At 35.6% G+C, this 26,323-nt stretch carries 29 protein-coding genes and 1 riboswitch; of the genes, 2 read left to right on the top strand and 27 right to left on the bottom strand.

Annotation, left to right across the window (positions count from 1 at the left end; translation table 11 throughout):
- Window positions 1-586: 586 nt before the first annotated feature.
- From D8M05_RS08555 to prsW, 15 genes are all read right to left on the bottom strand, one after another.
- Window positions 587-1,309, bottom strand: coding sequence for a hypothetical protein (locus tag D8M05_RS08555; RefSeq protein WP_121130660.1), 723 nt, complete (start codon window positions 1,307-1,309; stop codon window positions 587-589).
- A gap of 23 nt (window positions 1,310-1,332) precedes the next feature.
- Window positions 1,333-1,530 carry a DUF2768 domain-containing protein gene (locus D8M05_RS08550; RefSeq protein WP_121130658.1) on the bottom strand — a complete coding sequence of 66 codons (198 nt, stop codon included), beginning with the start codon at window positions 1,528-1,530 and terminating at the stop codon, window positions 1,333-1,335.
- Window positions 1,531-1,781: 251 nt separating this feature from the next.
- On the bottom strand, window positions 1,782-2,042 hold the full coding sequence (locus tag D8M05_RS08545) for a stage VI sporulation protein F (RefSeq protein ID WP_121130656.1): 261 nt from the start codon (window positions 2,040-2,042) through the stop codon (window positions 1,782-1,784).
- 59 nt (window positions 2,043-2,101) lie between these two features.
- The gene (locus tag D8M05_RS08540; protein ID WP_121130654.1) at window positions 2,102-3,142 is read right to left on the bottom strand and encodes an NAD(P)H-dependent glycerol-3-phosphate dehydrogenase; all 1,041 of its coding nucleotides are present in this window, start codon (window positions 3,140-3,142) and stop codon (window positions 2,102-2,104) included.
- 12 nt (window positions 3,143-3,154) lie between these two features.
- Window positions 3,155-4,465 carry a ribosome biogenesis GTPase Der gene (gene der / locus D8M05_RS08535; protein ID WP_121130652.1) on the bottom strand — a complete coding sequence of 437 codons (1,311 nt, stop codon included), beginning with the start codon at window positions 4,463-4,465 and terminating at the stop codon, window positions 3,155-3,157.
- A gap of 83 nt (window positions 4,466-4,548) precedes the next feature.
- Entirely contained in the window at window positions 4,549-4,734 is a 186-nt protein-coding gene (locus D8M05_RS08530) for a capping complex subunit for YIEGIA (protein WP_121130650.1), read from the bottom strand.
- Window positions 4,735-4,736: 2 nt separating this feature from the next.
- Entirely contained in the window at window positions 4,737-5,627 is an 891-nt protein-coding gene (locus D8M05_RS08525; protein ID WP_121130648.1) for a YIEGIA family protein, read from the bottom strand.
- Complete coding sequence (locus tag D8M05_RS08520) at window positions 5,624-6,229, bottom strand: YphA family membrane protein (RefSeq protein ID WP_121130646.1); 606 nt, start codon at window positions 6,227-6,229, stop codon at window positions 5,624-5,626. Before D8M05_RS08520 ends, D8M05_RS08525 begins: the two co-directional genes overlap by 4 nt.
- 91 nt (window positions 6,230-6,320) lie before the next feature.
- Entirely contained in the window at window positions 6,321-7,454 is a 1,134-nt protein-coding gene (rpsA, locus tag D8M05_RS08515) for a 30S ribosomal protein S1 (protein ID WP_379543719.1), read from the bottom strand.
- A 115-nt stretch (window positions 7,455-7,569) separates the two neighbouring features.
- Window positions 7,570-8,154 (bottom strand): lysophospholipid acyltransferase family protein, encoded by a 585-nt coding sequence (locus D8M05_RS08510; RefSeq protein WP_121130642.1) that lies wholly within the window; start codon window positions 8,152-8,154, stop codon window positions 7,570-7,572.
- A gap of 34 nt (window positions 8,155-8,188) precedes the next feature.
- Window positions 8,189-8,869 (bottom strand): (d)CMP kinase, encoded by a 681-nt coding sequence (gene cmk, locus D8M05_RS08505; protein ID WP_121130640.1) that lies wholly within the window; start codon window positions 8,867-8,869, stop codon window positions 8,189-8,191.
- Window positions 8,870-8,993: 124 nt separating this feature from the next.
- Window positions 8,994-9,650, bottom strand: a complete 657-nt coding sequence (locus D8M05_RS08500) for a flagellar brake protein (protein ID WP_121130638.1) — start codon at window positions 9,648-9,650, stop codon at window positions 8,994-8,996.
- 310 nt (window positions 9,651-9,960) lie between these two features.
- Complete coding sequence (gene ypeB / locus D8M05_RS08495; RefSeq protein ID WP_121130636.1) at window positions 9,961-11,301, bottom strand: germination protein YpeB; 1,341 nt, start codon at window positions 11,299-11,301, stop codon at window positions 9,961-9,963.
- A gap of 17 nt (window positions 11,302-11,318) precedes the next feature.
- A complete protein-coding gene (sleB, locus tag D8M05_RS08490; RefSeq protein WP_121130634.1) occupies window positions 11,319-12,272 on the bottom strand; it encodes a spore cortex-lytic enzyme in 954 nt (317 codons plus the stop codon).
- A 282-nt stretch (window positions 12,273-12,554) separates the two neighbouring features.
- Window positions 12,555-13,208: a glutamic-type intramembrane protease PrsW gene (prsW, locus tag D8M05_RS08485; protein WP_121130632.1), complete on the bottom strand. Its 654-nt coding sequence runs from the start codon at window positions 13,206-13,208 to the stop codon at window positions 12,555-12,557.
- Between the two features lie 90 nt (window positions 13,209-13,298).
- Between prsW and D8M05_RS08480 the strand changes: the two genes are divergently transcribed.
- Window positions 13,299-14,264 carry an asparaginase gene (locus tag D8M05_RS08480; RefSeq protein ID WP_121130630.1) on the top strand — a complete coding sequence of 322 codons (966 nt, stop codon included), beginning with the start codon at window positions 13,299-13,301 and terminating at the stop codon, window positions 14,262-14,264.
- 224 nt (window positions 14,265-14,488) lie between these two features.
- Here D8M05_RS08480 and D8M05_RS08475 read toward each other — a convergent pair whose 3' ends face one another.
- The 8 genes from D8M05_RS08475 to D8M05_RS08440 form a co-directional block, all read right to left on the bottom strand.
- Complete coding sequence (locus D8M05_RS08475; RefSeq protein WP_121130628.1) at window positions 14,489-15,469, bottom strand: YpdA family putative bacillithiol disulfide reductase; 981 nt, start codon at window positions 15,467-15,469, stop codon at window positions 14,489-14,491.
- Window positions 15,470-15,732: 263 nt separating this feature from the next.
- Window positions 15,733-17,013: a Glu/Leu/Phe/Val family dehydrogenase gene (locus tag D8M05_RS08470; RefSeq protein WP_121130626.1), complete on the bottom strand. Its 1,281-nt coding sequence runs from the start codon at window positions 17,011-17,013 to the stop codon at window positions 15,733-15,735.
- Window positions 17,014-17,186: 173 nt separating this feature from the next.
- Window positions 17,187-18,110 (bottom strand): D-alanine--D-alanine ligase, encoded by a 924-nt coding sequence (locus D8M05_RS08465; RefSeq protein WP_121130624.1) that lies wholly within the window; start codon window positions 18,108-18,110, stop codon window positions 17,187-17,189.
- A gap of 39 nt (window positions 18,111-18,149) precedes the next feature.
- Window positions 18,150-18,728: a genetic competence negative regulator gene (locus tag D8M05_RS08460; protein ID WP_121130622.1), complete on the bottom strand. Its 579-nt coding sequence runs from the start codon at window positions 18,726-18,728 to the stop codon at window positions 18,150-18,152.
- Window positions 18,729-18,841: 113 nt separating this feature from the next.
- Complete coding sequence (locus D8M05_RS08455; RefSeq protein WP_121130620.1) at window positions 18,842-19,609, bottom strand: metallophosphoesterase; 768 nt, start codon at window positions 19,607-19,609, stop codon at window positions 18,842-18,844.
- Between the two features lie 51 nt (window positions 19,610-19,660).
- Entirely contained in the window at window positions 19,661-19,987 is a 327-nt protein-coding gene (locus D8M05_RS08450; RefSeq protein WP_121130618.1) for a hypothetical protein, read from the bottom strand.
- 49 nt (window positions 19,988-20,036) lie between these two features.
- Window positions 20,037-21,569 (bottom strand): RecQ family ATP-dependent DNA helicase, encoded by a 1,533-nt coding sequence (locus tag D8M05_RS08445; RefSeq protein WP_121130616.1) that lies wholly within the window; start codon window positions 21,567-21,569, stop codon window positions 20,037-20,039.
- Between the two features lie 14 nt (window positions 21,570-21,583).
- Window positions 21,584-22,717 (bottom strand): YpbB family protein, encoded by a 1,134-nt coding sequence (locus D8M05_RS08440; RefSeq protein ID WP_121130614.1) that lies wholly within the window; start codon window positions 22,715-22,717, stop codon window positions 21,584-21,586.
- A gap of 135 nt (window positions 22,718-22,852) precedes the next feature.
- Between D8M05_RS08440 and D8M05_RS08435 the strand changes: the two genes are divergently transcribed.
- Window positions 22,853-23,092 carry a ferredoxin gene (locus tag D8M05_RS08435; RefSeq protein WP_121130612.1) on the top strand — a complete coding sequence of 80 codons (240 nt, stop codon included), beginning with the start codon at window positions 22,853-22,855 and terminating at the stop codon, window positions 23,090-23,092.
- A gap of 90 nt (window positions 23,093-23,182) precedes the next feature.
- Here the strand turns inward: D8M05_RS08435 and D8M05_RS08430 are convergent, their stop codons facing one another.
- From D8M05_RS08430 to D8M05_RS08415, 4 genes are all read right to left on the bottom strand, one after another.
- Window positions 23,183-24,358 carry a hypothetical protein gene (locus D8M05_RS08430; RefSeq protein WP_121130610.1) on the bottom strand — a complete coding sequence of 392 codons (1,176 nt, stop codon included), beginning with the start codon at window positions 24,356-24,358 and terminating at the stop codon, window positions 23,183-23,185.
- The gene (locus D8M05_RS08425; protein ID WP_121130608.1) at window positions 24,355-24,888 is read right to left on the bottom strand and encodes an RNA polymerase sigma factor SigX; all 534 of its coding nucleotides are present in this window, start codon (window positions 24,886-24,888) and stop codon (window positions 24,355-24,357) included. Before D8M05_RS08425 ends, D8M05_RS08430 begins: the two co-directional genes overlap by 4 nt.
- Window positions 24,889-25,005: 117 nt before the next feature.
- The gene (locus D8M05_RS08420) at window positions 25,006-25,521 is read right to left on the bottom strand and encodes an ECF transporter S component (protein WP_121130670.1); all 516 of its coding nucleotides are present in this window, start codon (window positions 25,519-25,521) and stop codon (window positions 25,006-25,008) included.
- A 5-nt stretch (window positions 25,522-25,526) separates the two neighbouring features.
- Window positions 25,527-25,955 carry a DUF4430 domain-containing protein gene (locus tag D8M05_RS08415; RefSeq protein ID WP_245985263.1) on the bottom strand — a complete coding sequence of 143 codons (429 nt, stop codon included), beginning with the start codon at window positions 25,953-25,955 and terminating at the stop codon, window positions 25,527-25,529.
- Between the two features lie 160 nt (window positions 25,956-26,115).
- A riboswitch (cobalamin riboswitch) is annotated at window positions 26,116-26,296 on the bottom strand.
- Window positions 26,297-26,323 lie beyond the last annotated feature (27 nt).

Below are 26,323 nucleotides of genomic sequence, written 5' to 3'. Positions count from 1 at the left end.
GGAAGATTGACCGGTATGAGTCCAGTTCAATACCGAATTCATACCGATCTAATCGTTGCTTAATAAAACTCCAACTATTGGGGGTCACACCATTTCCACGGGCGGCTGGTGAGCCTCCTCCGTGCTGTCGCACTACGCAGTCTCACCTAGGCCTATCCTCCCGTAGGAGTCTACGTGTCTTTCCTCCACTAAGTTCCTGCTCTACTTGATTTCCACTAAAAAAACGCTGCTTTTGCGAGGAAAAACTGCCCAGAACGTAATTTTATGTTCGATAGCTTTAATAACATCTAGAGCACTTAACATAGCGTAGGCAGAATACGAAGACTCCTACGGGAACAGCACGTGTCTGAAGACCCCACAGGAAGTGGTCTTCTTCCGAGGAGGGCTGAGGCCGTGCCCGTGGAAAGCGAAGTATTCTGCCGGAGCGAAAGGAAGGGCTTAACATTAATAAATGTAAGCGAGAGTTACATAATACTGAATTAAAGAAATCAACAGTTTATAAAAAATGCTAAATATAAAAAAGCAATAAATTATGGAAAGCCTATCTTTAAAAATAGGCTTTCCACAATTCTTATAAAAAAACGAATCAATCTGTCAGAAAAACAGGCTCCCCATTTTTGATGGTATACGGGAGGGAATAGGCTGGTAATATCGGTGTATTTTCAGCTAGAAGGTAGCGTATATCGTCTCCCTCTTCATACGCATGTTCATGCTCTTGTAAGGCATGATTTAAATCGATACGATAATCAATATAAAGTTTACCATTTACATCCATAATTACTGGCAAAAACTCATCTGAATATGGACTTTTAACGGTTGGAGGGGAATCTAATCCTAACTTTTTGTAATCAATTGTATAGATATCCTCAGCCACTACATCCCCAAATGGGGGGTATAAATGCTCATCACGGTAAACATCTAATCGAATGTTTACACTACGAATCGCTTCTGTTGATCGTAAATCAATTAGCTTCACCCTCGGATCCTCATCCGGTGTAATAAGAGCATATTGATATACACCACCATTCTCATAGGCATTGCCAGGGATTTCTGTTAACAACCCCCGATCGGTTAACAGACTAAAGTCAATCAAATATTTTTCAAAAATTGGCGTATCACTTGACTTTGTTCGAATTGGAACCAGTCCATTCGTCTCTTCCTGATATTTATTTATTGCAGATTGTACCATTTCCTGTTGTGCTTCATCCGGTATTTGATTTTTTTCTAATTCACTTTCAGGATATAAGCAACCACTTAATATCACTGAAAGCAGAATGCTCGCAAAAATCGTAACATATGTATTCTTCACAAATAGGTCTCTCCTTCACTCATTCATCCTGTCGGCCCACTCATAACAATATACACAATGATTAACCCACCCACAATTAAACATATATAGGCTAGCAATGAAACAAGACCTGCTACCCAGCCTTTTAATTTATTTCTGCTTAAGTAAATTAACCCAATTGCTATAAATAATAAAACCATTCCTACGAAAGATATGTACATTTTAAGCATTGACACTGACATGTCGTTCACCCCTATATTTTGTCTACGCATGTCGTATTATAACATATGACCGAAATTTCAAGAATCAAAATGATTAAAAATGATTATTTGTTTATATTATATTTTAAAATGTAAAAAAACCGAAGTGAAGGGGGCTTACTTCACCTCGGTTTGACTAAATAAAATCCTTAGCAGGCTCTATACATAAATGCTTGTGCGGTTTATTTTATGCATGTATATGTCTTCATGTATCCTCACTTGCCCAGGAATACCTATTTTTTAAATAATTGATTTAAAGATTGCGCATCTTTCGGAATTTTATTTTTCACAATTGATTGCACTATTTGATCTTCTTTTTCTTTAGATAACGGTTTATTCGCAAGTTTTGCAAGATGTCGAACCAACCCTCTTACTGTCTTTTCATCAGAAAGATTCGCATGTTTTACTTGATCTGCCACTTTAAAAATGTCTTCTGGATTTATATTTGAATTTTGTTGAATCTTATCAAACATACCTTTTTGAAAGTTACTCACATATTCTCCTCCTAGCATTGATTGTTCGTCATATTATATGCAAGGAGAAGCTTAACGTGTTATTTAGCGTAACGTTCTACTAATAAATGAGCAATATCATCCATTTCTTCTCGTTTTGTTCGGCCCATCAACTGTTCTACAATGTCTTTTGGCGTTTTGTTTTCAAATAATATTTGATAAATCCCTGTCGTTATTGGCATTTCAACAGCTTCTTCTTTTGCAAATTGATAAGCTGCTTTAACTGTTCTTACGCCTTCAACGACCATACCCATTTGATTTAATACATCATCTAAATCGTGGCCTTTGCCGAGCAGATTCCCTGCACGCCAGTTCCTACTATGGACACTTGTACAAGTAACAATTAAATCACCAACACCTGATAAACCTAAGAAACTAAGTGGATCTGCTCCTAGCTTTGTACCTAACCTAGCCATTTCTGCAAGCCCTCTCGTTATTAATGCGGCTTTTGCGTTATCTCCATATCCAAGTCCATCTGAAATTCCAGCACCAAGGGCAATGATATTTTTCAATGATCCACCAAGTTCGATTCCTAAAATGTCAGAACTAGTGTACACACGAAATGCCTCATTAATAAATAAATCTTGTGCATGTATTGCCTTATTTTTATTTACAGCTGCAACCGTAACTGTAGTAGGGTGTCTGAGTGCAACTTCTTCCGCATGGCTAGGACCAGATAACACTACAATGTCTTCGTATTTGAAGTGATGTAATTCCTCATCCACCATCTCTGAAACCCTTTTTAATGTACCAGGCTCGATCCCTTTTGATGCATGAATAATCGTGATTCCTTTATCTAGGATTTGATTTAACTCCTGGCATACTTCTCTAATGGCCTTTGTAGGTACAACAATTACAATCGCTGCAGCCCCTTTAATCGCTTCTTCAAGATTATAAAATGCTTTAATATTCATAGGTAACGAAACATCAGCTAAATATTTCTCATTTTTATGTGTGCTGTTTATTCGTTCTGCTTGCTCCTTACGATGTGACCATAGACAAACCTCGTGACCGTTATCGGCTAATACAATACTCAGAGCAGTCCCCCAACTACCAGCACCCAATACAGCAATTTTACTCAAATCTACTCCCCCTCACTGACGCTGTCTTGCAAATATCTTGATCGGTGTTCCTTCAAATCCAAAAGCATCTCTAATTTTATTTTCTAGAAAACGTTGGTATGAAAAGTGCATCAATTCTGGATCGTTCACAAAGACTACAAAACTAGGTGGTTTCACAGCAACTTGTGTCGCATATAATACCTTAAGTCTTTTACCTTTCATTGTTGGGGTTGGATTCATTGCCAATGCATCCATAATTACATCATTAAGAACATTAGTTGGAATACGTTTGGCATGGTTTTCACTAGCAACTTTGATTGCTGGAATAAGTGTGTGTAATCGTTTTTTTGTTCTTGCAGATAAAAAGACGATCGGCGCATAATCTAAATATTGAAAGTGTGCACGGACGTTTGTTTCAAATTCTTTCATTGCTTTTTCATTCGACTCCACTGTATCCCACTTATTGACAACAATAACTACAGCTCTACCAGCTTCATGTGCATAACCAGCAATCTTCTTATCTTGTTCTCTTATTCCCGTTTCAGCGTCAATTAGGATTAAAACAACGTCAGATCTTTCAATTGCTTTCAAAGCTCTTAGTACACTATATTTTTCCGTTGTTTCATAAACCTTTCCACGCTTTCGCATACCCGCTGTATCTGTGATAACGAAATTTTGGCCGTCTTTTTGTAAATGGGTATCAATCGCATCCCTTGTTGTTCCTTCGATTTCACTAACAATAACTCGTTCTTCATTCAAAAGTGCATTTACCAAGGATGACTTTCCAACATTTGGTCTTCCAATTAAGCTAAAATAAATCGTATCTTCGTCCCTGTCATCGCCTGAGACTTCTGGAAAATAACTAACAACTTGATCCAATAGATCCCCTAAACCTAATCCGTGCGACCCCGAAATAGGGAACGGCTCACCGAATCCCATGGAATAGTACTCATAAATTGTTTCACGCATTTCGGGATTATCGATTTTATTCACACCAAGTACAATTGGTTTATTTGATTTAAACAATAACTTCGCAACTTCATCATCAGCTGCTGTAATTCCTTCTTTTCCATTTACTAAGAAGACAATAACATCCGCCTCGTCAATCGCTACTTCAGCTTGCTGTCTCATTTGAACAAGTAACGGTTCATCACCAATTTCAATTCCACCAGTATCTATTAGATTAAATGTATGATTCAACCATTCAGCTTGCGCATATATACGGTCTCTTGTTACACCGGGTATATCTTCAACGATTGAAATTCTTTCCCCAACTAATCTATTAAAGATTGTTGATTTACCAACATTTGGCCTTCCTACAATTGCTACTACCGATTTCCTCATAAAAAAGAATTCCTTTCTCTTTCGCGTTCTATTTCCTTAACTTAATTCATTCTAGCAAAAGAAGAAAATATTAACAATTAATATCAATGCTTTACAATAATAAATAATTCATCACTCAGCGCATGCGCAATTCCATCCGTAATTGCTTCTAAGTTTGCTGCTACCGATTCTAATTCCTTTTTCGTTTCGCAAATGAAGATTGGCGCACCCCCTCCGACACTGTTTCCATTCAAGGTTATAATCGCCAAAATTGCCTTTTCAAGCACCATCCTTAATGCTCCTTCCTATTATGTGACTTTGACTTAGATGGCATTTTGATTGCACTTTCAAGCACTGGAACAGAACCAATAATTTCTTTTGCCTTTGCAATATCTCGTACTTGTGGAAGAATAAACACACCAATCCGTCCATCATCTAAGTCACGCTTAATCAAAGGCGTTAATGCTGGTGTTCCTGAATCACGAAATACGCCAAGCGAAATGGAAACGTCATGTAAAATCGCCTGTCGTTGTCCGAGATTCGCAATCGTGCTAACCGTATTCATATCCATAGGCTTTAATACAAATCCCATCCCGTATTTTCTTATTTCCTCTTGCCTTTCTGGTAAACCTATATTCATAATATAAATATTATCTACGTATAGTCCTGCACCTTCAAAATGCAGTTCGTGGTATTCGATTTCTACAATATCCTTTAACGTGGAACCACTCATCAATATTTTTGAAACAATAATGCATATGATTCCCGCAACAGCGGCTAAGTATATGTTGCTCAGTATATAAACCATTGTTACGACAAAAGCGGTCAAAATAACTAGATAATTTCTACTTTCAAAGGAAATTGCAATTCCTTCTATGTATGTTTTCCCACGTGAAACAAGCTCATAACCATCTATTTCATTTAACGTATTTCTTTCCATATTACGTACATCCCTAAATTGGGTTGCTGCCACTGTCAGTAGTGTAACAGCTGTATATTCTTTTTCCAAAATGGCTGGTACGATTAAGGAACCTAAGGATGCTGCAATGAAACCCAATGAAATATGGATTATTTTCCCATGGAGATACGTTGGATATTGTCTGTAATCTGTTCTTAGCATTAGCATTCTTGTAATGGTGCCTACTAGTACTCCAAAAATAATTGGAACGGTATATTCATTCATTTTCCCTGCCACCTCAAATTTTGTTTGTAATTTTTTAGTAATAAATCTAGATTGGTTTTCCCTCTTTGTAGTATGTCTAAAAAGGTTAATAATAAAAGTGCAGAGAGTAATGTATCTAAAAATAACCATTCACCTATTGTTTCTTGTAGACCAATATAATCCAGCGTGAGCCCATGAACCACTTCACCTGATAGCACACCAAACAAGCAAACGGCTATTCTTGTAATGTACTTACTAGCTAAAGAACTTGCAATAAAACCAATGATTATAGAAATAATTAAGATTCTAGGAAACACTAGCCAAATTGGAGAAACTTTCTCCCAATATAAAAGTGCGGCATATCCGATCGTAACTGTAAAGGAAGAAAACAGATGATAAATCAATTTCTGTTGACTAGCAAGTAAGCAAACAGCACCGATGAACATGATGACAAACGTTAAAGAGATTGTGTAATGATATATAAAAATATAAAATTGAGATCCAATAAGACATAAAAGTATCCAGCACGCAAACCATGTCCGTAAATAACTTTTCTTCATAAAAAAGGTAACAAAAATCCATAAAATCCAAGAGAACCAGTAAAAAAAGATACCATTTTCCAAACCGTCACCACCCATTAGGCATTATCGGTCGGTAGTAAGAAATATATACAAAAAGCCCTTCCAATAAAGGAAGGGCTTTTACCATATATGATTATCTTTTATATTTATCTAATTTATCACCAATTAGGTCACTTAAGTTAAACCCGGATTGATCGTCATTTTTTTCATATTGTTTGTAGTCTTTTTCTTCTTGTTCCTGTTCAAGTTCTTTGATACTCAATGAAATACGTTCTTCCTTTTCATTGACATCAAGTACTTTTACTTTTACAGCTTGACCTACTTCAAGTACTTCTTGAGGTGTACCAATGTGTCTATTAGCAATTTGAGAAATATGAACTAGACCCTCTATTCCTGGTAACACTTCCACAAATGCACCGAAGTTAACGAGGCGTTTAACGGTACCATCCATCGTATCACCTCTAGTGATTTGTTCTTCAATGTTTGCCCAAGGACCTGGGAGTGTATTCTTGTGTGACAAAGAGATTCGTTCATTATCTCTGTCAATCGATAATATCTCAACGTTAATTTTATCCCCTTCAGAGACAACGTCAGATGCCTTCTGAACATGATCATGTGATAGCTGAGAAATATGAACAAGTCCGTCTACTCCGCCAATATCAACGAATGCACCAAAGTTAGTAAGTCGTTGTACGGTTCCTTCGATTACTTGACCAACTTCAATAGATTGTAGTAATTGGTCTTTTTTCTGATTCTCCTCGGCTTCTATAACGGCACGGTGAGATAGGATGATACGATTTTGTTCCTGGTTTAAATCAGCAATCTTAACAGATAATGTTTTACCTTTGTATTCTGAGAAATCCTCTACATAAAAGGTCTCCACTAGTGATGCAGGGATAAAGCCACGGACTCCAACATCGACTACTAGTCCACCTTTTACAACTTCTTTTACTTCTGTATCAAAAATCTCATTATTCTCATATTTCTTCTCTAAATCTTCCCATGCTGACTCTGCATCGACAGCTTTCTTGGATAAAACAATTTCATCATCTTCAACTTTTTTGACTTTTAACGTAAGTGAATCTCCCTCTTTAACTACATCACTCGTTGCTTCAACATGTAAGCTTGATAATTCACTGATTGGGAGAATGCCTTCTGTTTTATAGCCGATGTCAACTAGAACCTGTTTTTCCTCTACTTTTACCACCGTTCCTGTTACGGTGTCGCCCTGATTTAGATCTAGAATTTCATTTTTCTCTTCACTCATATCCATAGCCTCCTAAGTACAATTAGCAAGAAATAAATTCAACAACTAAGTATGTTCTCTTCTCTTTTACTCTTTCTATAACTTCTAATATTTACAATTAATTGTCAAGTAAAGATTACCTACTTTGATAATTTTCTTTTAATTTTTTTATTTCTTTCATTATAACATCTGCCATTTCTTTTGCCGAGGTTTTTGATGAACGATACACTTCCATATCCAATGGTTTACCATATATAACGGTTAATTGTTTCCCCACCTTATACGGTCCAACAATCAAACAAGGAACAACTTCTGCTTCCGAGCGTAAAGCAAAAAAACCAGCCCCAGCAAGTGCTTCTCCTATTTCACCTGTTTTACTCCTTGTACCTTCTGGGAATAATCCTAACGTTTTACCTTCTTTTAATAAAGACAGTCCAGTACGTAAAGCATTACGGTCAGCTAAGCCCCTTTGTACTGGAAAAGCATTAATTCCTGTTAGTAATTTCCCCAAAAAGCGCTTTTCAAACAATTCTCCTTTTGCCATGAAGTAAATATCCCTACTAGAGGTAATACCGACAACTGGCGGATCAAGATTTGATATATGGTTTGAACACAAAAGCACGGATCCAGATTTAGGGATGTTCTCTCTTCCAACAACTTTAATACGGTATAGTGGGAAGAATATAACTGCTACAACAAATCTAGCTACTTTATATAACATACATGTCCTCCCTTCCCAAGAAATATTACTGCTCTTATTGGTTTACATATTTGTACACAATTGTTAAAATGCGCTCAACAACTTCCTTAATTGATAAAGAAGTAGTATCTAATTCAATTCCATCTTCCGCCTTAACTAATGGTGATGCCTCCCGTTTTGAATCTATTAAATCTCTTTTTTCAATTTCCTCTTTAAGCACTTCCATGTTAGACTCAATACCTCTTTGAGTATTTTCATCATATCTTCTTTTAGCACGCTCTTCTACACTTGCTATTAAGAAAATTTTCACTTCTGCATTTGGTAAAACATGGGTACCAATATCCCTACCATCCATTACAACGCCACGGTTATTCGCTAGTGCTTGTTGTCGTTTCACCATTTCTTTACGAACACCGGGAAGTTTTGCAACATAGGATACGTTATTCGTCACTTGTAATGTGCGAATATCATTTGTAACATCAAAACCATCCAACAATACAATTTGTTTCTTTTCCTTTTGAGTTAATTCTATTTCTGTATGTAACAATAAATCAAGTATTGCTTCCTCATCATCTAAATCGACTTTATGCTTCAATGCCGTTAATGTAACGGCACGGTACATCGCACCTGTATCAATATAAATATAAGATAATGTTTCTGCAACAATTTTTGCCACTGTACTCTTCCCAGCAGCAGCTGGTCCGTCAATGGCGATGGCGATATTTTGTTCTTTCATTAAAAACGTTCATTCCTCTCATTGAGCAATATTTAGATTTGAAATTAAGTTATCCTTAACATACCTACCTTAAATAATAACATACGTAGAAATATTTGGACGAGTAGAATGAAAAAAAATAAATTTAGAGTATTTCCTTCTTACGAGCTTCTCGCTGCTTTTCGAAACAAAACCTGACAATATTTTGTTGTACTTTTGAATCAATATCTATAAATTTCAACGATGCACTAAAAATTCCTCTTTTTAACTCTTTGATAAAAACAATTTCTGCAGTAGCCTTTATATAGTGAATTTCACCTGTTTGCATTGGTAAAATCATCCATGTAATCACTTGCTCTTCCATTAAAAGCGAATGGTCTTGGGGTATAATGATAGACATGCCCCCACCACTAATATCTGAAGTAACAGTTATAATCGGAGTAAAAGAGTTCTTTACGCTATATACAGCTACATCAATTGCTGTATCGATTCGAACAAACTCTCTACGCTGCACTCTTTTGATTCCGTGTTCTTCTGGTAAAGCAATCGCTACACCAGGTACTTTCGCTTTTACATTTTTTATTATTTTACTTGTGAATTGATAAACAGTATTACTTGCAACATAGGAAACGGTTATATTTGCACCTCTTCTAAAAAATGTAGTTTTATTGGTTTTAGCATTAATAGGGTAATCAATTATAAGAAACTTCTCTTTTATTTCAATTAACTTACAGCGATATGTTTTTATTTCCCTTGTTAATAGATCTTCTGCCTCAATTTGAAGCGTAGTTCCAATTTTCATGTAAGATCCCCCTGGTATTAATAAGTCCTTTCCCTTTCGTACTATATACCTATTATTACAAAAAAAGGAAGAAAGGGAAAGGCTTTTCGCCTATCCCTTTTCTTAGTTTTATGTCCAGCTGCAGCACCCAGCGACTAGTGGACTTCCCTCACCTCCGTACGATAACGTTCGACATAGTCGAACTTCCTTTATCGCTTACGCTCACCGTGTTTCCTTTATCTCCTTCGTAGGAATGTTCGATTAAAATCGAACCACCCCCGCTCTGCGTAGGCGCAGCCCATACGTCGCTAAACGGGTGCTTACGCTTTTCTTAGTTTATAGCATAATTAATTTCTGTACCACCTAGTTTTTCCACTTTTTCCTCAATACCACTTGTTGCATTGATAAATATCCTATAGGTATCATCACCATACACCCCTAAAAATTCATGTACTAATATCTCTTCACCTAAGTCATTATCAATCACTGCTAAATATTCTTCCTGAATCTTTACATTTGGATTAACAACTTCTTTCGCTTCTTCGCTAGAAACGGTTGGTTCAGGAAGCTCCCGCTCTTTATGGTTCATATAATAATTTAGTGCCGTTAAACCTAATACTTCTCCATTATCTAAAGCCACTTTAACTTCGATTTCGTCAGAGTAGACACGAACACCATCTTGATTATACAGGAAGGTATATGCACCAGTGTTACCATATTGACCACTTTGGAAAAGCTCCATATCCTCAAATCCTAATTCTTTCATATATGTTTCTGCTTTCTTTAACCCATCATTCAAGCTTAATTCTTTTTCACCAACGTCTCGATTAATTAACATGGATAGTGGTTTTCCACCTTGTTGACTTAAGTCAATATATCCATGCTTTCCATTAGCATCATAGGATGCACTATATAGAGGAACGTCTGCTCCTTCTCCAGTCTGTGCAATCGTAATATCTGCTGTATCACGAATACCGAATATATCTTTACTAATTTCTAAAGCCTCTTGCTCCGATATTTTCTTCCCATTTAGAAATTGATACTGATGCTGTTTGGCAGAAGTACCAATAACAGAGGAATCCACATTCGTTTCCTTGAAACCTTCAACTGTCTTTTCTACAGTTTTTAATCCGTCAATTATCGTATTATCCACCTGTTCGTCTTCATTAGCAAGCGCTAATTGTACGTCCATCCAGCGCAAATTATTTTCCAGCGCTAAATGTTGAACTTTTCTTAATTCATTCTCAATATCAGCAGATTGCTCATACAATTGCTTTAATGTCTTTGTTTCTTCATCCGTAAGTGGGTCATCATCCAAGTTTCTAACCGCAGTTCGATAAGTGAAATCCCCAATATTAGAGAGAAACTCTTCTGTTTTATTAAATGGTAATAACCCGAGTGGCAATTGACCTACATTTGACTGAGCCTCAGATGTTAATCTCCAAATTTCCACCATTTGTGGAGACAAACGGTGATCCGAATTCATTGCTAACGCTGTTCCTATCTCATCATGAAGTAAATCCATATGATAGGTTAGTTCGTGGAAAGAGCGTTGGTATGTGTTTTCTGCTTGTACTAGAATTGCATTTTTTTCTTGATGTTCTTGATAGCCCCAAAAGGCTGTACCTGCAACACCTACACTTAATAATGCGATTAGTATCCATCTTATCATAAGATTTTCACGCCTCCTTAATTACAAAATATATGTTTACCAATACGTTTAATCTGTGGTCTTGACCAAATCCACGCTGATGTCGCTGTATCTGGATTAAAATAATAAGTAGCATTTCCAGTTGGATCCCATCCATTAATCGCATCTAACACGGCTTCTTCCGCCAGATCATTTGGCGTCAACCAAATTTGCCCATCTGCAACGGCAGTAAAAGCCCTTGGTTCAAAAATCACACCTGCTACAGTATTTGGAAAAGATGGGCTTGCCACACGGTTTAATATTACCGCTGCTACTGCCACCTGTCCTTCATATGGCTCTCCACGCGCTTCACCATAAACAGCGTTCGCCATTAACTGAATATCATTTTGCGAAAAACCTTGTGGAACATTTACTGCTGTGTTCGTTATTTCTACGTCTTCTGCAGGATCTTCTGCTGCTTGCTCGGGTGTATCCGTTTCATTCCCTCCACCTGCAGCATTATTTGGTGAATCCGTTCCTGTCCCTGATTTGTTTGGTTCAGGTTGTTTTGGTGTTGATTTTTGAGGTGCAGTTTGTTTCGGTGTAGATTGTTTTGGTGCCGATTGTTTCTCTTTATCTACTCCACCATAATGTGTAAACTTATTCCCTTTTGCAATTTGTTCTTTAACAAATTGCTTATCATATTCACTTGCCTTTACCAATTTTTCTTTCGTTTTTTCACCAGCTAGACCATCAATATCTAGTCCAAACTCATACTGAAAGTTTCGTAATGCCCAATAAGTTCCCCATCCAAACACACCATCTATTTTTCCATTATAAAACCCTACGTATTGTAATCTAGATTGCAATTCAATTACATCTTCCCCAACAGCTCCCTGTTGAATAATCTGTTCTGAAAAGGCCTCTACCGACTGTTTCGGATTAGCTACTACATATCCAATTGTCAGAAGACTGATTATCAAGACTAAAAGGGTTATCTTTTTATAACTCATCATTATTCCTCCTGATAGTACTTCGTTTTGTAATAACTATTTTTTGAGTAAACCTTCATTTTATTCATGAATCAACGAAATTGTCATTTTAATAGCTAAATAAATAAAGCACAAAGTCTAAAAAAAGAGTCCACTGTATACAGGATACAATGAACTCTTATCTATTTGCTTATTATTTATGGTTGTTTTCTATAGGATTGTTGTTTAGATTAAGCATTAACGTAGAAAGAAATAAAAAAATTCGAATGAAGTACACAACCTTTTATACCAATACTAAAAGCCTTATTTTTTAATAGAAACGGCTTGATTAGCTACTTTGGCTCGGTGAAGTGCAACATACCACAAGAAAATCATAAATGGAATAATATAAAATATCCAATTACTTGTAACAGTAAGTAGTATATAATTATAAATACCATGTAATAAAAATGGAATCAAAAAGGCCCTAAACATATTCCATTTTTTCCTGGAATGCATATGTTTTGCTTTCCCTAAATAAAAACCCATAATTACCCCAAACAATGCGTGTGATGAAACAGGGAAGAAGGCTCTGAGGAATGCATATTCTATCCCATTTGTAATTAAATATAATACATTTTCTAATGATGCAAACCCTAAGCTTATTGATACAGCATAAACAATCCCATCATAATGATTATTAAATTCCGGATGGCGAAAGATTGCAAACATGAAAATAAACCATTTAAAGAACTCCTCAAAAAAAGCCCCAAAGAAAAAAGAATGGATAAAATTATTATTAATCATTGCTTCTGACGTCAAAACGTACTGAATAAACATGATTGGAAATACTAATAGAGCACCTGAAATAAATGTCCTGATAATTAAAGGAATTGGCTCTGTCACCCGATCTTTAAGATAAAAATAAGATAATAAAGCAATTGCTGGGGCTAATCCAGCTGAACAAATAGCAAACATTTTAGGAAAACCTCTTTCCAATTTCACTCCTTTTATCGTAACATGATATAAGGTCCGTTAAAATACAAATTTAATGATTAGGTGATTTCTATGAAAAATATTTTAATTATCCATACTGGTGGTACCATATCAATGCTTGAAAACAAAGATACTGGTGAAGTAAATACAACAAAAGAGCATCCTTTATCCAATTTCTCTAGACAATTACAAATTAATGCGAATATTGACGAACATATTGAATTTGATCTTCCATCACCACATATTACACCTGCACATATGTTCCAATTAGCAAAAAAGGTAACAGAGGAAATAGCTTCTTATGATGGAATTATCATTACACATGGTACAGATACATTAGAGGAAACGGCATATTTCTTAGATTTAGTTGTTGATACCGATAAACCAATTATTCTAACTGGTGCAATGAGGTCGAGTAATGAAATCGGATCAGATGCATTATATAATTTATTATCTTCTATACGTGTTGCATGTGCTGACGAGGCGACTAATAAAGGTGTATTAGTGGTGATGAATGACGAAATCCATGCAGCAGAGAACGTAACAAAAACGTCAACAAGTAATGTTGCAACCTTCCAAAGTCCACAATTTGGACCAATAGGAATCGTTACGAAGCACTCTATCCTTTTCCATCGAACAACCTTGTTACGAACAAAATATCTCGTTTCAAAAGTAGATAGCAATGTAATTTTGCTAAAAGCCTATGCAGGGATGGATGAGCATTTTATGAAAGCAATACATCAGGCCAAGCCAAATGGTATTGTTATTGAAGCCTTGGGACAAGGAAACCTCCCACCTAGAATTGTTCCATCGCTTAAGGAAATAATACAGGAAAACATTCCTATTATTCTCGTCTCGAGAAACTTTATGGGCCACGTACAGCCAACCTACGCATATGAGGGTGGTGGTAACCAATTGGAGAAGATGGGTGTTATTTTCGCCAGTGGACTTTCAGGGCCAAAAGCACGAATTAAATTACTCATCGCCCTTGAAGAAACAAAGAACATATCATCATTAAAAAAGATATTCGGCAATTAGAAAAATAATAGCAGATATTTTTCTGCTATTATTTTTTTCCACCGGCTCTGCATCAGCCTCTGGCGAAAAGCGAAGTATCTTTCCGAAACGGCATAATAAGCAAAACTTAACTTACATCGCACTTCATATCAACTGCGATATAAAAGAAACTAAACGAGCGAAAAAGATCGTTTGTGAGTCTCCATGCTTGTTTAATTGCAATTATTCCACTATAAAAGTTCCTTTTACATTGAAATAGTATTTACAATTTCCTTAGCAATTGCTTGACCATGAAAACGTCCATTTTCAATGAAAATAGCATTATTATTAAACCCGCTTACGACAACACCAGCAACAAATATTCCTGGTATATTTGTTTCGTACGTATCCTCCTTATAAATTGGCTTTCCACTCTCTTTATCAACAGTTACCCCTATCTTTTCCAAGAAAGCAGTATCAGGTCGATATCCAGTCATCGCAAAAACAAAATCATTTCTTAATTTTATTTTTTCGTTTTTAGTGGTAAAGTAAACCTCATCCTGAGTAATTTCAGTTACATGTGAATCAAAATACATATCAACATAATTATTTCGAATTAATGAGTCAAATTCAGGTAAAATCCAAGGTTTTACACTTTTTGAATATTCACTTCCACGATAGATAACCGTTACTCTCGCTCCCGCTTTATGAAGTTCAAGTGTCGCATCGACAGCAGAGTTTTTGCCACCAATAACAATTACGTCTTTATTGTAATAAGGATGTGGTTCCTTAAAATAATGCATGACCTTGTCTAGTTCTTCTCCAGGGATTTGCATATAATTTGGCTGGTCGTAATAACCAGTAGCGATGATTACCTTGTCTGCTAGGTATGTATTTTCTTTGTTTGCAGCACTTGTTGTAATTCGAAATCCGCTAGAAAGTTTATCTACCTTGATGACCTGCTCGTATGTATTTATACGTAGTTTTTTCCGCGTAGCAACTTCACGGTAATAGGCAAGCGCTTGATTTCGAACGGGTTTTTTATTTTCCGTAATGAACGGTACTTCCCCAATCTCCAATCGTTCACTTGAACTAAAGAAGGTTTGATGTGTTGGAAAGTGATAAATCGTATTAACAATATTATTCTTTTCAATGATGAGAGGGTTGATTCCAACGTTTTGTAATTCAATAGCACAAGATAATCCACAAGGACCAGCTCCAATAATAACTACTTTTTCGGTATTCAATATGACACATCCTTTTTAATTTTACTCTTTTCTTATTGATTGTTGCTATTGATATAAAATGAGATACAACGAGAAATAATGCATTATATTACTGTTCCTGTCATACACTGGTTTTGTGTTATTCAGCGTTCCAAGTTATTACTATCGATGATTATGTCTAAGAAAAACGATAATCCTTTAGAAAACAGCCTTAAGCTCACATAAAAAAACTCTTATCTAAATGATAACCGATAAGAGCTTTTTTGACTTATATTTTACAAAAATCAAACCCAACCACGGAATCGTGAAGCTTCCGCCATCTTACGAGCACCAACCATATATGCTGCAAGTCGCATATCAACACGTCTTGTCTCGGCTGTATTATAAATCGTATTAAATGATTTAACCATGATAGCGTTCAGTTTTTGATTAATTTCTTCCTCTGTCCAATAATAGCCTTGATTATTCTGTACCCACTCAAAGTAAGATACAGTTACACCGCCAGCAGATGCTAGAACGTCTGGAACGAGTAAAATATCGCGTTTAGTCAAGATTTTTGTTGCTTCCATCGTTGTTGGACCATTTGCTGCTTCAACAACAATACTTGCCTTAATTTTATGTGCGTTCTCATTTGTAATTTGGTTTTCCACAGCAGCAGGAACAATAATGTCACATTCCTGCTCTAATAATTCCTTATTAGAGATTGTGTTATTAAATAGTTTAGTGACAGTACCAAAACTATCTCTTCGATCAAGTAAATAATCAATATCCAGACCTTCAGGATCATATAAAGCTCCATATGCATCTGATATGCCTACTACCTTCGCTCCTGCATCATGTAAGAACTTCGATAAGTAGCTCCCTGCATTTCCAAAGCCCTGTACAATCACTCTTGCTCCTTCTACTGCTATTCCTTTTTTCTTAGCTGCTTCGTTAAGAACAATCGTAACCCCTTTTGCTGTAGCAGTTTCTCTACCATGAGACCCACCAAGAACAATTGGTTTCCCAGTAATAAAACCAGGACTATTGAATTCATCAATTCTACTGTATTCATCCATCATCCAAGCCATGATTTGCGAATTAGTGAAAACATCAGGTGCTGGGATATCTTTCGTCGGTCCTACAATTTGGCTAATAGCCCGAACGTAACCACGACTTAGTCCTTCTAATTCACGAAAAGACATTTCCCTTGGGTCGCATATAATGCCACCTTTTGCTCCACCATACGGTAAATCAACAATACCAGCTTTTAAACTCATCCATATTGATAAAGCTTTAATTTCATTTTCGGTTACTTGAGGATGAAAGCGAATTCCACCTTTTGTTGGACCAACCGCATCGTTATGTTGTGCACGATACCCAGTAAAAACTTTTACCGAACCATCATCCATTCGAACTGGAATTCTTACCGTCATCATTCTTAATGGATCTTTCAATAGCTCAAAAACTTCTTCTGGGTAACCTAGTTTTTCTAAAGCGGTTTTTATTACAGTACGAGTTGATGCTAATACATCCATATTTTCTTGGTTTGTTTTGGTAGAATCTGCTGCTTTTTCGGCTACCATGAATTTACCTCCCACAATATGCATAAATATTTGTAAACGCTCTATTCAGAGATTAGTATACACTTTCAAATGAATTATGCAATAAAAAACATTATAATTCTAAAAGTTAGAATACTAAGAAATTAACGAAACAAAGTTCAAGCTTGCACTCTTAGTAAAAGGAGTTTTTTTCCTTATTTCGATAATTGAACAAATCTTTCAATCATATCTTCATAAGAAATTCCAACAGCTTTCGCGGAATCTGGAAACAAACTAGTTGGTGTCATTCCAGGTAACGTATTTACTTCCAATATTACAGGAATGTTCTCCTCAGATAGTATAAAATCTACTCTTGAGTACGTCTTACATCCAAGAACTTGATGAGCTAGAACAGCATATTCTTGGATTTGTTTCGTTAATGTCTCATTAATAGGAGCAGGTACAACGTGTTCACTACCACCTGGAGCATATTTTGATTCATAATCATAGAATTCATTTTTAGGAATAATTTCGATAATCGGCAAAGCTTTCTCAGCACCAGTCGGACCAATAACAGGTACCGTTAGTTCTCGGCCTCTTACAAATTTTTCTACTAAAACTTTACGATCACTATTTAATGCTTTTTTAACTGCATTAGATACTTCTTTTTTGTCTTTAATGATAGATAGGCCTAATGTTGAACCTTCTTGATTAGGCTTAACGACGAATGGAGTTTCAAACGTATGATTGATATCTTCTACGATCGCCTGTACCTCTGTTTCGTCATTTACGTAATAGGTTTTACTTTCAGCTACAGGAATATGACTCATTTCAAAAATTTGTTTCGCCTTTGCTTTATCCATTGCCAGAGCAGAAGCTAAAACTCCAGAACCAACGTAAGGAATGTGAAGCATATCCAACAAACCTTGTAATTTCCCATCTTCTCCAAATTTCCCGTGCAGCCCGATAAATACTAAATCCACTTGTAAATTAAATATTTCTTCTAAATGGTCAGGATGAAAATCAATACCTATAACATCATGACCTTTCTGTTTTAGTGCATTGATTATTCCTTTACCAGATGATAGCGAGACTTCCCTTTCACCAGAAATCCCACCATATAGAACTGCAATTTTCATGATACGCACTCCTCTATTCCCATTACAAAAAATTAAATTCTAATAAAATACTTCCATAATTTTCTTGACAGCATTTGACTTATAAATAGTTTTCCCATATTCCTTTAATCGATGGGAAGTGATGATGCTGGGATACGCATACTCGGACATAATGGCTATAACATCTTCTTTTTGTATCTCTTCAATGTCTTTCTCTGTTAATAGCATATAGTAGCGGTTTTCAAAATGATAAACTTCCCCACCTACAATGGATAAAGAAGATAAGTTAGTTGCAACCTGGATGATGTCTTCAAACTCTGGAAAAGAAAAAATAAGCTCTTTACTTTCATCTAAAGTAACCTTCATCTCAATAAATTCATCGTCCCAACCCACATTTTCATATTTTTGTGTTACTGTAATATGCATACCTTGCGCCTGCATTAGATAAACCTGTACAAGCAACATGCCATCTAATTCAAACCCTAATTCTGAACTAGCCTCATCCATCATCTCACTGAATAGATTTTGGACACTTGATGCATCATCCCAAATATCGTTCGTAGTTAAACCTCTCTCCACTAAATCATCGAAAGATAAAAAAATTGTAAATTGATCATCAGACAATCGCTCTATACGCATACCAGTAACCTCCCTTTTATTGTCACCTTAAAATTTATCATTTATAAAAACATTAGATACCTACTTACTACACTATATGCTTTTCTTGAGATTGATGAACAGCATATTTCATTTTAACGTTGTAGTGTTAAGATATGACACTCCGCATTGGTACCTATACGAAATGGTAAGATCGTATATCCGTACCCTTCACTAACTAAAATGTTTGTATTTCTAATTTTATTTAGCGAACCACGTTCATACGGTCCAAGACCAAATAATCGCATCTGACCACCATGGGTATGTCCTGATAGAACAAGATTGAATTGATTTTGAATCGATTGATCTAATTTGTAAAAAGAATTCGGTATATGTGTAACTAATATCTGATATGTACCCTGAGCGTTCTTTCTAGCTAACTCCACGTCAGGTTCATGATAAGTAGCACAGTCTAATCCTACTATACTTATAACCGCATTATCTCTTCGAACATTTGAGCTATCATTCGTCAAAATCGTTACATTTTCCTGCTCGAGTAAATTAGATAAGCCACAAACATCGATTTCATAATCATTGTTTCCCCAAACAAAATAGATGGGTACATTCCATCTTCTTAATTTACTGAGGTTATTTTTGGTTCTGTTCAATGGCACATGCTTCTCTGTCAAATCCCCACCAATTACAACAATATCGACGTTATTACCGATGGCCTTTAGTGTAGAGTCTTTAATTCTTCTACGATGGATATCCGAAATAAAAAAAATTCGTAACCCTTCGAATGCGGTTGGCAATTTTTCATCATAAATTGATGTATCACTTATTTTATCATGATGTGCTTTATATAGCATGTAATATATAAAAAGTGGGATTGCAAATAAGAAAATAGAAATATAATTCTTCAACAAAATCTTCTCCTTCTAGGCCAAAGATGTTATGCAAAAAGCATACAGAACTTAGAATAGGTTCATTATTTCCTCACCCCAATAATAATATGCTCCAGCCAAAATAATACCAATGATAACGATAACCGTTAGAAATTGAATAAGAGGGGCACTAAACTTTACTCCTGTAAAACGATTGATTGTATGAACTTCTTTTCTCGGAGGAAGATTTAAAATATCAAATTCCCTCTTCTCCTCCTTTTCCTCTTTCTTGCTATCTTCGTGTTGCTCATCATCTTCTTGAATTGGTTCCAAGGGTTGCTGTTCTCCTATGGTTTCCTCGATTAAACTACGTAAGTCATTTGCTTGGTCGTTTGAGTTTTCCGTTTTTAGCTCCATTTTTGATTCACCCCACTATTTAACTCTTAACAATGATTGCGTCACCCATTTACTCAACTAAAAGAATCTGTTGAAGCCTTTCTTCCCATGACAAGCCCAAATTCTCGCTTGCTTTTATCTTTTCTGGGGTCCATTTTGCCCAGACGAAGCCACAGTTGCTGCAACATTGATCACTTGCCCCGGACGTAGAGGACTGAAAGTTTTTATATAACTTTTTTCGTAAACATTCTTTCTCATGTACCCAATTTATCATTTCTGTAAGTTTGTTTTCTTTAAAAGAATTGCGTTGCACTATAACATGCTTAATCGACTGAAAGATAACGGACCAATTTTCTTGATGATAAATAACTTTATTTTTTCTAATCATACCATGTTTTTCGAACTGATACCTGAGAAATCTCCATTGCGTCTCACTTAATTGTAGTAAATTCTGGGTCTCAACTGCATTATCAGGTAATGCCACTTTTTCGATACCAAGACGATACAGGTATTGGAATACAATAGTAAGATCCGTCTCACTAGGAAGTTCATTTTTAATCATATTACTAGGAATCTGTATGTCCTGTTGTGAAAAAAGCAATAAACTCACACTTGCTTTACCATCTCTGCCTGCACGACCCACTTCTTGGATAAATGATTCCATCTGGAGTGGAAGATGATAATGGATAACAAGTCGGATATTACTTTTATTAATCCCCATACCAAAAGCACTCGTACAACAAATAACATCTAGTTGGTCATTCATAAATTGCTGTTGAATCTGGACGCGATCGATTTGTTCCATTCCGCCATGATAAAAAGCAATTCTTCTATCAGTAAGTTTTTTTGATAAAATTTTCGCACATTTTTCTGCCATAGAGCGACTAGAGAAGTAAATTAATGCTGGTACTTGATAATCTGATAAATAATTTACTAGTCTATCTACCTTTTCATCATCACCCGCAACCTTCTCGATACAAAATGCTATATTGGGCTTGTCCATTGGGTAAATATGTTTTTTCATGCTCGTTTTTTTTAGCGCCGATACAATATCTTCTTGTACTTCAGGTGTTGCAGTAGCACTCAACGCAAGTGTTCTCGGATGGTGAAGGGATTCGATAATTGCTCCTAATTTCAAATAATCCGGTCTAAATTCTGGGCCCCACTGCGAAATACAATGTGCTTCATCGACAACAAATAAACTTACTTTCATATTCGTTAAGATGTTTAGGATTTCCTGTTGTTGCAAGAGTTCAGGTGAAATGTATATTAATTTGTACAAATGTAATTGTTTATATATCTGTTTTCTTTCCTGAGGGTTTATAAAACTATTTAAGGCAACCACCTTTTTAAAATGACTTGCTTTTAATTGTTTGACTTGATCCATCATTAATGAAATTAAAGGAGAAACAACAATGGTTATACCATCAAGAAGAAGGGCTGGGAGCTGATAACAAATTGACTTCCCAGAACCCGTAGGTAATACACCAAGAACATCATGACCTTCTATAATATCAGTGATAATTTCCTTTTGTCCTCTCCTAAAAGAGGGATAGTTGAAATATTTCTGTAGTTCTCCTTCTAGCGACGTTACCTGTTTCAATTAAATCACCCGTTTTATAATCTATTTTGCTTTGCTAATACAAGACGAATTTGAAAGTAACTAATATGATCACTTACATTTTGTTTAATATCTTTTAATTTATAAGCGTTTGTTTGATTAATTGCATATAGAATATCTTGCTGTTCTTGATTCGTTACATATTCATCGATAACAAAATCCCCATAATGTAATGCAATCTCTACAATATGATCATAAATGGTATTCTTTTTCAGGTTTCTCATTTGAGCGATTGCATCTACTTGAAATCCCTTCATGATAAGTTGATACGTTTCATTTGCCGAATGAGTTAGTTGTATTTCAGATTCGATGTCATTGATGAAAGATGAAAGATATGGATATTTTTGTTTCTCTTGTTCTATTCTCCAAATGACTCGATGTAATATCTGGACAATGGAAAGCTGAATATCATGTTCATTTAGGTTATATTTCTCCGATAGTTGCGGTAAACTTAGCCCATAATTTTTATACCCTGTCAGCCGATCCACGAAAATGCTAGCCTCTAATTCTGGAAATTTCTGTAATACCTCACGGATTTCATTATATATCCCTTTAAGCACCTGTGTTTCTCTTCCTTTTACATTCATATAGATGTTTCTAACCCACGATTCAACCTTAGGATTATCAATGACAGGGATAAATGCGTAGTTAATCATTTTCGTATTCGTAAGTGTTTGAATAAGTAACAGGAATCTTTCGATAAAAACATCCGATTTCTCATAATACTTCAGACCATTATACTCTAGTAATTGAGATTGTTCATGTAGCCATTTCTTCGCAGACTTGGATACCATACAACCTTTTTCCAGTTCTAGATTATTTTCAAGCATCCCTATGTTTATAAGTTCTTTCACTTTATTGTCAAATTGTTGTTTTGTTATCGTTTTATATATACCATAAAAGGCTTCAAGCTTATAAATATGTGCATCTTGAAGAGTCTGAACAGAACGCTTTCCCTTTAGTAAATAATAAATACTTGATGGAGTTCGTTCAGCATTTATCCTTACAAAACATGATAATAATATCCTTTCGAGTAACAATCGCTTCATATCCTTTCTAAAAGGCTCTTTGTAAGTAACGAAATAATCCTTTAGAAAATAGCCTTCTAAAGAGGCTAAAACCCTATTCATTCCGTCTAATTAAATATGTATGTATTGAAATTAACATAAATCCGATTTAGAATGATAGAGTTACCAGAAATTATTCTAAGCACGGGCTAACCTGAACTTTCATTCTTAGTAGATTTCTTTTTAGGAGGGGAAATGTTGGCTATATATACATACGTTGACAAGGAAACATGCATCGCTTGCGGCGCATGTGGAGCCGCTGCACCAGATGTCTATGATTATGATGACGAAGGACTTTCTTACGTTATGTTAGACAACAATAATGGAACCGCTACTGTTCCAGAGGAGTATGAAGATGATGTTTATGATGCCTATGAAGGTTGTCCGACTGATTCAATAAAGATTTCGAGTAATGCTTTCTATAAAGCAATGAAATAAAAGTCTACATCTATTATACGTTAGCTCTCCAATTTAAAAAAGTGTTTTTGAGAGATTTCTCAAAAACACTTTTGCTCTAATCAGAGTAATTTAATCCCGTAAGATAGGGTTCACTGCTTCCGGTACGTCGATTGGCTCATTTAGATTGTAATTGCCAATGGAAGGGATATTCATATCTATAAACTCAACCTTTACATAACCATAACTCTTTGCTGTCATAAGAATTGCTTCGATCATTGTAACCATCTGTTGGTTAACAGATAAATTTGTTTCCCCAGTGTACGTAAGCATTAAATTGTCTCCTGCTGATTCAATGGTGAAATCAACATGTTCTGGAATCGTCTGCACGAGGTAACCGTCGTTATTTTTCATATCAATAATCGCTTCATCAATGATTACTTCTTCTTCAAGGGGAATTGGAACTAGAAGCTGGTTATGCTTTTTGTAATTAAATTTCCCCTCAACTTGTAACGGAAGCTCTTCCACTATACCGATTGGACCAAGATCAATTGCCTCTTCCCCGTCAGAGATAAAAACAGCTTTCTTAATTCCAAGAGGGACAAACATTGTCTCAAGCATCTCCAATAACATATAGGCCTGTGCCGAGCTATCTAATGTAAACTTCTCAGGTAATTTAATCGTTACGACATTTTCTTCTTGTTCAATCATAAATGTAACATCTTTTAACAAATAATCCGTTTTAAGCAATCCTACCTCAGAAATATATTGTTCTAACTTATTATAATGCTCATTCATACTTCTGTCTTCCGATACAAGAAGTGTAATCGGAATCACATATTGAAATTGCTCATCAGGTATTGCTCCATAAATCAGGTTAGAATCATTATCCAGCTGAGGAACAACGGAATACTTAAAAGCCTCTCCATCCATCATGATCTCTTGCTCTGCTTCTTCTCTTTCTGGTGTGTTCTCCTGCATGATTGATGACTTATTATTCATATCACTTTCTAATTCTGTAATAACTTCTGCATCTTCTTCGGTTTTTGCTTCCATTGCATTATCTTCTACCGTCGTCTCATAAGAAGTGGTATCCAGTATGAACGGAATAACAAGAAGTAGTGCAACAGTAAGGATTGTTCCAAAAAATGGCAGTAATTTTAAAGATTTCCCCTTTCTAACACGTTCATTACTCATATTAGAAGATACCCGTTGATATACAATATTTTTCGGGGTTTCATCTGTTATATTAGGCATGTTTTTTAATGCTTCCACTATTTTTTCGTCATGCTGCTTCTCATTATTCATTCTATCCCCTCCTTCAAGTCTAACTCACTAAGATGCTTTCTTAAGGTTTTTAATGCTCTATGCTGGGTGGTTTTGACTTTGCTGACACTACAATTTAATATTTCTGCAGTCTCCTTGATCGAGAAGGATTGAATAAATCGTAGAATTAGTACACTCTTTTGGTCTACTGAACATCGATCAATGATATGATATATTCTTCTCATCTCATCATTCTGAATCGCTACCGCTTCTGGTAAGATATTCTCATCCATAATTGACTCGCCGCTTTCACTCCAATCAAAGAAATCTAATACACTTTTCTTTCTCCTTTTTAGTGAACGGAAGTAATCAAAGGTAACATGTCTAGCGATTGAGAAAAGCCACGTCTTTTCACTACTTTCTCCCTTGAAGGATGAATAAGACTTTAAAACCTTAATATATACTTCTTGAACAAGGTCTTCTGTTAGTTGTTTGTCCTTAACCATATAAAATATAAATTGAAATAAATCCTGATGATACTCGTCATATAATTTATCGAAAACGGTCTTCATAAAAAACCTCCGTTCTTATCATTTGTCGTCTCTTATCTGAATAAGTTACACTTCTATTTATCAGAATAGTCTATAGTTCTACTATATTTGAAACAGAAAAAAATACCAACTAAAAATTTAGTTGGTATTTCGGATAGTGAATCGCTTTTCGGCATATTTTTTGAATAGTCTGGTTATTATCGGGTAAAAGACAATCATGAAAACACCATTCCCAATTGCATGGGTTGTATCGAAAGGAAGTCCCGCTATATAGTAAGGCCAAAAAGCTCCAGATACCGAATACGTGGTTAGGGATATAATAAAACCATATAAATATCCACTAAAAACAGAAAATAAAACAATCACGATTACAGGTACTTTTTTAAATAATTCTCCGAGCAAGCCGCTTAAGAGTCCAATTATACCCCAAGCAACAATTTGCCAAATCGTCCATATCCCCATTCCAAGAAGCATATTGGATAGGAACGTTACAAGTAATGCTAAAATAATCCCTTCGATTGGTCCAAGCAATATCCCACATATAATAATAAGAGCGGTAACAGGTTGTGCATTCGGTATAAATTGAAATAAATATCGCCCTACAACTGCTAATGTCGCAAGTAGTGATAATAATGTAATTTTATACGTATTCACATTGACTATTCCCAAGGCTGAAGATCAAATAAGACTTTATCCCCTGATGATAATTCATACTCTGCAGCACCAACTGTTGGCATTTCGTCATTTACGAAAAACATCCAAGAAGTCTGTTCTTCATCACTAGCTGCCACACGCTCGATAGATGTAATGAATTCACCGTCAAAGGCTGTTTCAATATAGAAATTTTCTTCCATCACATCGATTAATATATCACCATCTTCAATGGCTATCTCTTTCTCTGTAAGAAACTCTTCCCCTTCATTAATCGAAACCGTTATACGTACATGACCTTCAGCTACTTCTTCTGATTGTGTAGTGTCTGTCGTGCTTGTCGTAACATTGCTATGTGTTTGTGTATCTTCATCCTGTGCACATGCCGCTAACAAACTAACGAACATAATAAGTGTAATTAACGTAATTCTTTTCACGATACAACATATCCTTTCCTGTTTTTTTGTCTCAAAACAATTTGTAAAAGCAAACAAAAAAAGCTAACTCTCCTTAGAAAGTTAGCTATAGACAAACGATACAACATAAATAAATATAACTATGTATTCGCATATCTCAATTTGCCTTCCCTCGAACACATGAAACAAATTGAAATTGGTAGGTCTACTGACTCGTGAATTTAACCTACTTTAAGCCCTTCCCATATGACACACATACAGTGGTTATGCTTATTTCGTATTTCACTTACAGTTGCGAGGACAGTTCTAGAATTTCACTAGATTCCCTTTTAAGCCGAAGCACCAATCTCAATAATTATTCAATTTTCTTCTTTTCGACAATAATAATG

This window comes from Oceanobacillus bengalensis (genome assembly GCF_003628445.1).
Classification (GTDB): domain Bacteria; phylum Bacillota; class Bacilli; order Bacillales; family Amphibacillaceae; genus Oceanobacillus; species Oceanobacillus bengalensis.
Note: the sequence above shows the minus strand (reverse complement) of the source record. Positions and strands in the feature narration are given on the sequence as shown.